The following is a 6,833-nucleotide window of genomic DNA, read 5'->3' on the forward strand; positions in this document are numbered from 1 at the left end:
TGGTATGGGGCTAACCGGGAACAAAAGCAGGCCATCATTAAACAGGTAAAAGCACTGTTAGCGGCGGATGATATAGAAGATAAAGCCGCCCAAGCTAAACAGTTGCAGCAAACTTGGAAAGAGATAGGTAATGCTGGACGTCGCTATGAAACCAAACTCTGGCAGGTATTTAAAGAAACCAATGACCAATTGTTTCAAGCGTTAAAAAACCAACGGCAGGTAGAACAGCAGCAAGATGATGACATTGTGAGTGCTTTGATAGCAGAACTTGATGCGATTCAAATTAATGATGAGGGTAATGATGAGGACGCCCACATGATGATCGCGTCCGTCACCGAGAAGATGCAGTCCTTGCCAAAAGCCAAACGGCTTTTATTAGAAAAACGGATTGCAAAACTTCGTCTTGCCATGGATAACCGCACTGAAAATCGACAATTTGCACAGAAAAAGCAACAGCTTAGTGTTTTACAGCAAGCGGTTATGGAATGGGCGGATAACAGTGATGTGACGGCCTTAGTGTGTTTCGACGCGCTAGGGAAAAATTACAAACAGGCGATGACGTCGGCTGAGCAGGATCTCACGCGCTCGCGCCCTTGGTATACCACCATGTTGGAAATTCTTGTGGCGTTGCCAAGTCCACAGGAAGACGAGGCCTTACGACGTGAAATTCAGCTTGTAATGCTAAGCGACAAACTGGCCCGAGGTGAAGAAGCAAGATTGGAGCAGGCGTTGTCTGCCTGGTTAACGTATGGGCAGCCATCTACAGCTGATGCACAACGCTTTCATGCCATTTTGGATAAAGTCATCGCACAACCTGCACTATTAGCGGCGTTAAATTGATGCAAGTTCAAATTGAATATGTGTTTCCATCGGAGCCGGTAGCCTACCGGTTCCTAAACACCGTGAAGTATTTTGATGCAGAAGATATACGGGTTAAACGGGGACGCAGTGCCAGCCATGTTATTATCCGCTATCGTTACGCCGATAGCGGATTTGATGATACTGCCGCCCGCCTTGATGATCTTGCGAGGGAAATGTACGGAGAAGAATGCCGTTAGCTGCATTTCCTACATTAATTAATATTTAGGCTAGCCTGGTAACCCGCATATTTTCTAAGATTAATCACCCGATCCTCATCCAGTAGTAAATACTGACCTTTAATGCCTAATAACTGACCGCTGAAGGCGGGGGTTTTGTCTAAGTTAATCGATTTCACTTTTTCCGGGTATTGAATAACCGGGTAGTGAATGTCCACCGGGACACTATCTACGAAGGATACCGCGTCAGTGCCTTGGTTTTGTTGTAACTCGGCAAGGGGGGCAGCAATGTTCTCAAGTAAGGTATTTTTCATGCTAAGCAGATCCTGATCCTCCGGAACGCCTTTTAGCATGGTGCGCCAATTGGTACGATCGCCAATATGGGCTTTACATAAGGTTTCTACTAATCCACTGGTAAGGCGATCTTTGACTTTTAAAAAAATCAATGCCTGGGTTGCCCCTTGATCCATCCAACGGCTAGATACAAGGTCGCTGACATGGCGGGTGATACCAATTTTTAGGGTACCGGTGTTAGCCAAATAGACAAAGTGTTCACTCAGGCAATATTTTTCGCCCCATTCAGGCTCTCGACACGTTCCTTCGTGATAATGACACTTCTCTGGTTTAATAATGCAGCTATCGCATTGGGCGAGGGTGATCAAGCAGCGATAGCAATATCCCTGATTGAAGCTTTTTTTGGTTTTTTTGGCGCAGTTTATACACCGAATCTCACCGCTTGAGGTCAAGGTAATAGATTGACCAATGAGTTCGTTCATGTGTATTAATTCATCACCTAACGGTAGATGATATTGGACGAGGTGAGCGTCATCGACACTCACTTGCATTTTACGTAATTCGCCTGTTCGTATGGTCATAATGATCCGGCTTCCTAGATGCTGAGTTCACCGCGTATATTCGTTATCAATTGTTTCTTTAGTTCGTCAATACTGAGTGACTGACTCAATAGGTAGTGTAATTTTGCCAGCGCGGCTTCTGGGGTCATATCACTGCCGGATAAAACACCGGCTTCTTTTAAATTATTGCCAGTGGCATAGCCACCCATATTCACTCTGCCCCTTAGACATTGAGTACAGTTTAAGATCACGATATTTCGTTCTTTGGCATATTTTAATTGTTCGAGTAAGGCCGAGTGTTGGGGGGCATTGCCCACCCCATAACTGAGTAAAATTAAGGCATTGACCGGTTGTTGCAGGGTGTTTTTGATGACTTCTGCTGAAATCCCCGGATACAGACTGACAAGCCCAATGGGCTGGGCTGTCACCGTGGCCACCTTCAGGGGACGGGACGAAGGCACTGCCAGTTCACCAGAACGTAAACGGATATTAATCCCCGCCTCTAATAGAGGAGGGAAATTCGGCGAGTCAAAGGCATTAAAACCATCGGCATCGGTTTTACGGCTGCGATTGCCCCTGAGTAAGCGATTGTTGAAAAACAAACTGACTTCCGCAATGGGGTAATTGGCGGCAACGTACAAGGCGTTTAATAAATTTACCTGACCGTCTGAACGCAACTCTGCCAGGGGAATTTGAGAACCTGTTACGATGACAGGTTTTGACAAATTCTCAAGCATAAAGCTTAATGCTGACGCTGTGTATGCCATGGTGTCTGTGCCATGAAGAATGATAAAGCCATCATACTTGTCGTAGTTTTGCGCGATATCATCGGCTATGAGTTGCCAGTGTGAAGGTGCCATGTCGGAAGAGTCGATAAGGTCGTCATATTCATGAAGGGTGTAGTTCGGCATTTCCGGTCGATGAAATTCAGGCATTTTTTTCAATGTATCGCCTAAGAAACCCGGTGCGGGAACATAGCCTTGGACAGAAGGCTTCATACCGATGGTACCGCCTGTATAGGCGATATAAATGTGCTTTTTCATGGGGACTCCTTTTTTCCGGCGTATTGTAACAGCCTTGGGTCTCAAGTCATTAACTCGCCAACGCAGAGATGTTAATTTTTGTTTGTGTTGAGCAAAAGGAAGGGGAAGGGAGTCGGTTTGTCAGCAGAACACTACTGACCAACCAACTCAATATCTAAGGTGTGCGAACTGGCTTACTTAACTTCTTTACCGGCTGCTTGCTGGTCGGCATGATAACTGGATCTCACCATGGGGCCACAGGCGGCGTGGACAAAACCAATTTCTTTGGCATATTCGCCAAGTGCATCGAATTCATCAGGATGTACGTAGCGCTTCACCGGATAATGGTGGCGTGAGGGCTGCAAATACTGGCCCAGCGTCAACATATCTACCCCATGGGCACGTAAATCCCGAAGCACGCCTTGGATTTCTTCGTTTTCTTCACCCATCCCCATCATTAAGCCGGATTTTGTTTTTACTTGTGGGTGTTCCGCTTTAAATTTCTTGAGTAAATCCAGTGACCATTGGTAATTGGCGCCAGGACGACATTCCCGGTATAAGCGGGGAATGGTTTCCAGATTATGGTTAAACACATCAGGAACCCCTTGCTTGAAGATCTCTAATGCACGATCCATGCGTCCACGAAAGTCCGGTACCAGTACTTCGATGGTGGTATTTGGGCTGTGCTCTCTGATGGCATTAATGCAATCCACAAAATGCTGCGCACCGCCGTCACGTAAATCGTCGCGATCCACTGATGTGATCACCACATAGTTAAGCTTCATTTCAGCGATGGTACGCGCCAATTTTTCAGGCTCTTCAGCGCTGGGCGGCAGAGGTTTTCCGTGGGCAACATCACAAAATGGACAGCGGCGCGTACAAATATCACCTAAGATCATAAAGGTAGCGGTGCCATGATTAAAACATTCGGCAAGGTTAGGGCAGGATGCTTCTTCACACACCGAATGCAATTTATTCTTGCGTAAGGTCTGCTTGATAGAATCAATACGATCCGTCGTTCGTGGTAACTTAATTTTTATCCACGATGGCTTGCGCAACATGTCAGCTTTCTCTGTCGGCAGGATCGTGACAGGAATATGTTTTACTTTTTCATCATCCCGGAGTTTAATTCCGGCTTTAGGACGTGCGTTACTCATCAAAACCTTCTTTATAAATAGATTGCTCAATGCCAAGATGTTTTAGCAGTTGGTGCGTGAGAGCAGGACCTGTTTCAATCAGGGAGTCAGGGCCCTGCAGACGTGATGTATCTGTCATTTCCAATCCGGCATAACCACAGGGGTTAATTCGGGAAAAAGGCGTGAGGTCCATATTAACATTTAATGCTAAACCATGAAATGAACAGCCGCGACGAATTCGCAATCCCAATGAACAAATTTTTTGTTCATTGACGTAAACGCCGGGGGCATCCTTTTTAGGATACGCTTCAATTTGGTACTGTGCCAATAAAGCGACGACGGCATCTTCCATTGCACTGACCAAGTTACGTACGCCAAGTTTTCGGCGTCGAATGTCCAGCATTAAGTAAATAACTTGCTGCCCTGGACCGTGGTAGGTAACTTGCCCACCCCGATCAACATTAACAACGGGAATGTCGCCGGCCATCAGAATATGCTCAGCTTTACCCGCTTGTCCCTGCGTAAACACAGGATCGTGCTCTACCAACCATATCTCATCCATGGTGTCTGATGTACGATTGTCGGTAAAGGACTGCATTTTTTGCCACACCGGATAATAGGTTTGGCGATGCAATTGGCGTATCACCACCGTGTTATCTAACACGTCCACTACAGTACTACCCGAACCAATTCCAGTTTAGCGAGTTCTTTATATATGGTTTCCATATGGGTTTTACTGGTGACACGCACACTCACCGACACAGAGTGGTAATTCCCCTTTGTGCTGGGTTTAACGGTGGGCGAATAATCTCCCGGTGCATGTTCTTGTAAGCAACCTACCACATGGGTTGGTAAATCGTCATGGGCGATACCCATGACTTTGAATGTTTGAAAACAGGGAAAATCCAGTAACTCATCAAACCGGGTATCCATAGAGATATCCTTACGTGTATCTATACAAAACGGCCAGATTATATCAATCTGGCCGTTTGGGAACTAGTGAAATCTTGTTGGGTTATTCATCCCAGCCTAATTGCAGCATGAGGTAATCGACGATGCGATCGAAAAAACCACCTTCGTTGACTTCCTGAAGAGCGACAAGTGGGTATTGGGCCACATCCTCGCCTTCTAGCTGGAGATAGAGGGTTCCAACAACCTGGCCTTTGGCAAGAGGTGCTTCAAGCTTTTTGTCTAATTCAAAATTAGCTTCAAGTTTACCGGCTTGCCCACGTGGAATAGTTATGGGGGTAGATTGATTAATTCCAAGATCTACCGTCTCTCTGTCACCCATATAAATACGATGGGAAACAAAACTGTCACCGGCTTTGTAAGGAGTGACGGTTTCGTAGAATCGGAAACCGTAACGTAGCAGTTTCTTATTCTCTTCTTTACGGGCGCGTTCACTGTCGGTACCCATGACCACGGAAATTAGACGCATATCGCCTTGTTTAGCGGAGGTAATCAGGCTGTATCCTGCATCAGAAGTATGTCCGGTTTTAATGCCATCTACATTCAGGCTTTGATCCCAAAGCAAGCTATTGCGGTTGTATTGTTTGATCCCGTTATAGGTAAACTCTTTTTCGCCATAAATGGCATAGATATCTGGGGTTTCTGCTACCAGCGCCTGAGCCAGTTTGGCCATGTCTCTGGGCGTCACATAGTGATCTGGATCGTGTAAACCGTGGCTATTTACAAAATGAGAGGATGTCATTCCCAACGCTTGGGCGTGGGCGTTCATCATGCTGGCAAAGGCGCTTTCAGAGCCAGCAATATGTTCTGCCATGGCAACACAGGCATCGTTACCAGATTGAATGATAATGCCCTTGATCAGGTCTTCAACCTTAACTTGGGTGCCCACTTCGATAAACATTTTTGAGGAATCTGGGAAATTTTTTGCCCACGCATTTTCCGAGACGGTGACCATATCATCCATGCTGATATTGCCCGCTTCCAGTTCTTTACCGATGACGTAGGTTGTCATCATTTTTGTCAGGCTGGCAGGAGGCAATTGCATGTCAGCATTTTTCTCGGCAATGATCTTACCGGTTTCGTTATCCATCAGAACAAAACCTTCTGCGGCGACGCTAGGTGGAGGCGGAATAACGATGTTTGCCTGTGCGGGAGTCAGGCAGGTAATAAATAACGTCAAAATAAGGGATAACAAGACGGACGGATTAGCGCACTTTATATTTTTATACATGGGAGTATTGGTACCGTATTATTTAAAACAAACTAAAAGGAATTTTAACGTAAGCCCTCGTGTTGGACTAGGTTTTATCACAAAAGTTTAGCGCAAATGTCAGTATGATTAGACATTTCCTCGTTAGTACTGCTATGTGACCCGATGAATGCCCGTTTTTGCTGTTTATTATAAATTTTCATGAATTTGATAAGCACCCGGGTAACCGTTTTTCTTTAAATCTTCTAATAATAACTTCACTTTAAATTTATCTTTTAACGGGCCTAGGCGTAATTTGTAAATATTATCTACCAGTGGCGTTATGGCCGGCACGTTATAGAGGTTAGAGAGAATGGTTGATACGGAATGTGCCCGAGCTTCATCACTGACAGCGGCAACCTGAATATAGATGTCTTCTGAAGCATCGTCACTTGCTGCTTGGCCTGTATCGTCCGGTTGGGGGGTTAAGCCTGCATATTGTTCGTAGGAAACCGTGGGCCCTTTCCCTACGGTAACTTGATTATTTTCATCAAAATAAATAACTTCTAGTTTTACTTTTGTTGTTCCGTTTTGGTGATAGCCCAACTTTTTCGCCGCGGCGTAGG

The 6,833-nt window shown here is 45.6% G+C and carries 9 protein-coding genes; 2 read left to right on the plus strand and 7 right to left on the minus strand.

The genetic code is table 11. From position 1 onward, the window contains the following. Together V5298_RS19025 and V5298_RS19030 are read left to right on the plus strand one after the other, a co-directional pair. The coding region (locus V5298_RS19025) for a DUF349 domain-containing protein (protein WP_332933011.1) at positions 1-840 on the plus strand (840 nt) is incomplete at its 5' end. Beyond that, on the plus strand, positions 840-1,058 hold the full coding sequence (locus V5298_RS19030; RefSeq protein ID WP_332933012.1) for a hypothetical protein: 219 nt from the start codon (positions 840-842) through the stop codon (positions 1,056-1,058). The genes V5298_RS19025 and V5298_RS19030, both read left to right, overlap by 1 nt. 14 nt (positions 1,059-1,072) lie before the next feature. On the opposite strand, the gene V5298_RS19035 is transcribed toward V5298_RS19030, so the two are convergent. From V5298_RS19035 to V5298_RS19065, 7 genes are all read right to left on the minus strand, one after another. Further along, positions 1,073-1,912 (minus strand): DUF2797 domain-containing protein, encoded by an 840-nt coding sequence (locus tag V5298_RS19035; protein WP_332933013.1) that lies wholly within the window; start codon positions 1,910-1,912, stop codon positions 1,073-1,075. 14 nt (positions 1,913-1,926) lie between these two features. After that, the gene (ansA, locus tag V5298_RS19040) at positions 1,927-2,934 is read right to left on the minus strand and encodes an asparaginase (protein WP_332933014.1); all 1,008 of its coding nucleotides are present in this window, start codon (positions 2,932-2,934) and stop codon (positions 1,927-1,929) included. 173 nt (positions 2,935-3,107) lie between these two features. After that, on the minus strand, positions 3,108-4,070 hold the full coding sequence (gene lipA, locus V5298_RS19045) for a lipoyl synthase (protein ID WP_332933015.1): 963 nt from the start codon (positions 4,068-4,070) through the stop codon (positions 3,108-3,110). Next, positions 4,063-4,713: a lipoyl(octanoyl) transferase LipB gene (lipB, locus tag V5298_RS19050; protein ID WP_332933019.1), complete on the minus strand. Its 651-nt coding sequence runs from the start codon at positions 4,711-4,713 to the stop codon at positions 4,063-4,065. Before lipB ends, lipA begins: the two co-directional genes overlap by 8 nt. Positions 4,714-4,718: 5 nt before the next feature. Next, a complete protein-coding gene (ybeD, locus tag V5298_RS19055; protein WP_332933016.1) occupies positions 4,719-4,982 on the minus strand; it encodes a DUF493 family protein YbeD in 264 nt (87 codons plus the stop codon). An 82-nt stretch (positions 4,983-5,064) separates the two neighbouring features. After that, positions 5,065-6,249 (minus strand): D-alanyl-D-alanine carboxypeptidase family protein, encoded by a 1,185-nt coding sequence (locus V5298_RS19060; RefSeq protein WP_332933017.1) that lies wholly within the window; start codon positions 6,247-6,249, stop codon positions 5,065-5,067. A 168-nt stretch (positions 6,250-6,417) separates the two neighbouring features. Next, positions 6,418-6,833: SPOR domain-containing protein (locus tag V5298_RS19065; protein WP_332933018.1), on the minus strand; the 416-nt coding region annotated here is incomplete at its 5' end.

It is taken from the genome of Alteromonas sp. 14N.309.X.WAT.G.H12 (assembly GCF_036697315.1).
Taxonomy (GTDB): Bacteria; Pseudomonadota; Gammaproteobacteria; order Enterobacterales; family Alteromonadaceae; genus Alteromonas.

What these genes read in the sequence shown, in the direction of transcription:
- V5298_RS19030 (WP_332933012.1), top strand. Translation starts at nt 840, where the DNA reads ATGCAAGTTCAAATTGAATATGTGTTTCCATCGGAGCCGGTAGCCTAC.
- V5298_RS19035 (WP_332933013.1), bottom strand. Translation starts at nt 1,912, where the DNA reads ATGACCATACGAACAGGCGAATTACGTAAAATGCAAGTGAGTGTCGAT.
- ansA (WP_332933014.1), bottom strand. Translation starts at nt 2,934, where the DNA reads ATGAAAAAGCACATTTATATCGCCTATACAGGCGGTACCATCGGTATG.
- lipA (WP_332933015.1), bottom strand. Translation starts at nt 4,070, where the DNA reads ATGAGTAACGCACGTCCTAAAGCCGGAATTAAACTCCGGGATGATGAA.
- ybeD (WP_332933016.1), bottom strand. Translation starts at nt 4,982, where the DNA reads ATGGATACCCGGTTTGATGAGTTACTGGATTTTCCCTGTTTTCAAACA.
- V5298_RS19060 (WP_332933017.1), bottom strand. Translation starts at nt 6,249, where the DNA reads ATGTATAAAAATATAAAGTGCGCTAATCCGTCCGTCTTGTTATCCCTT.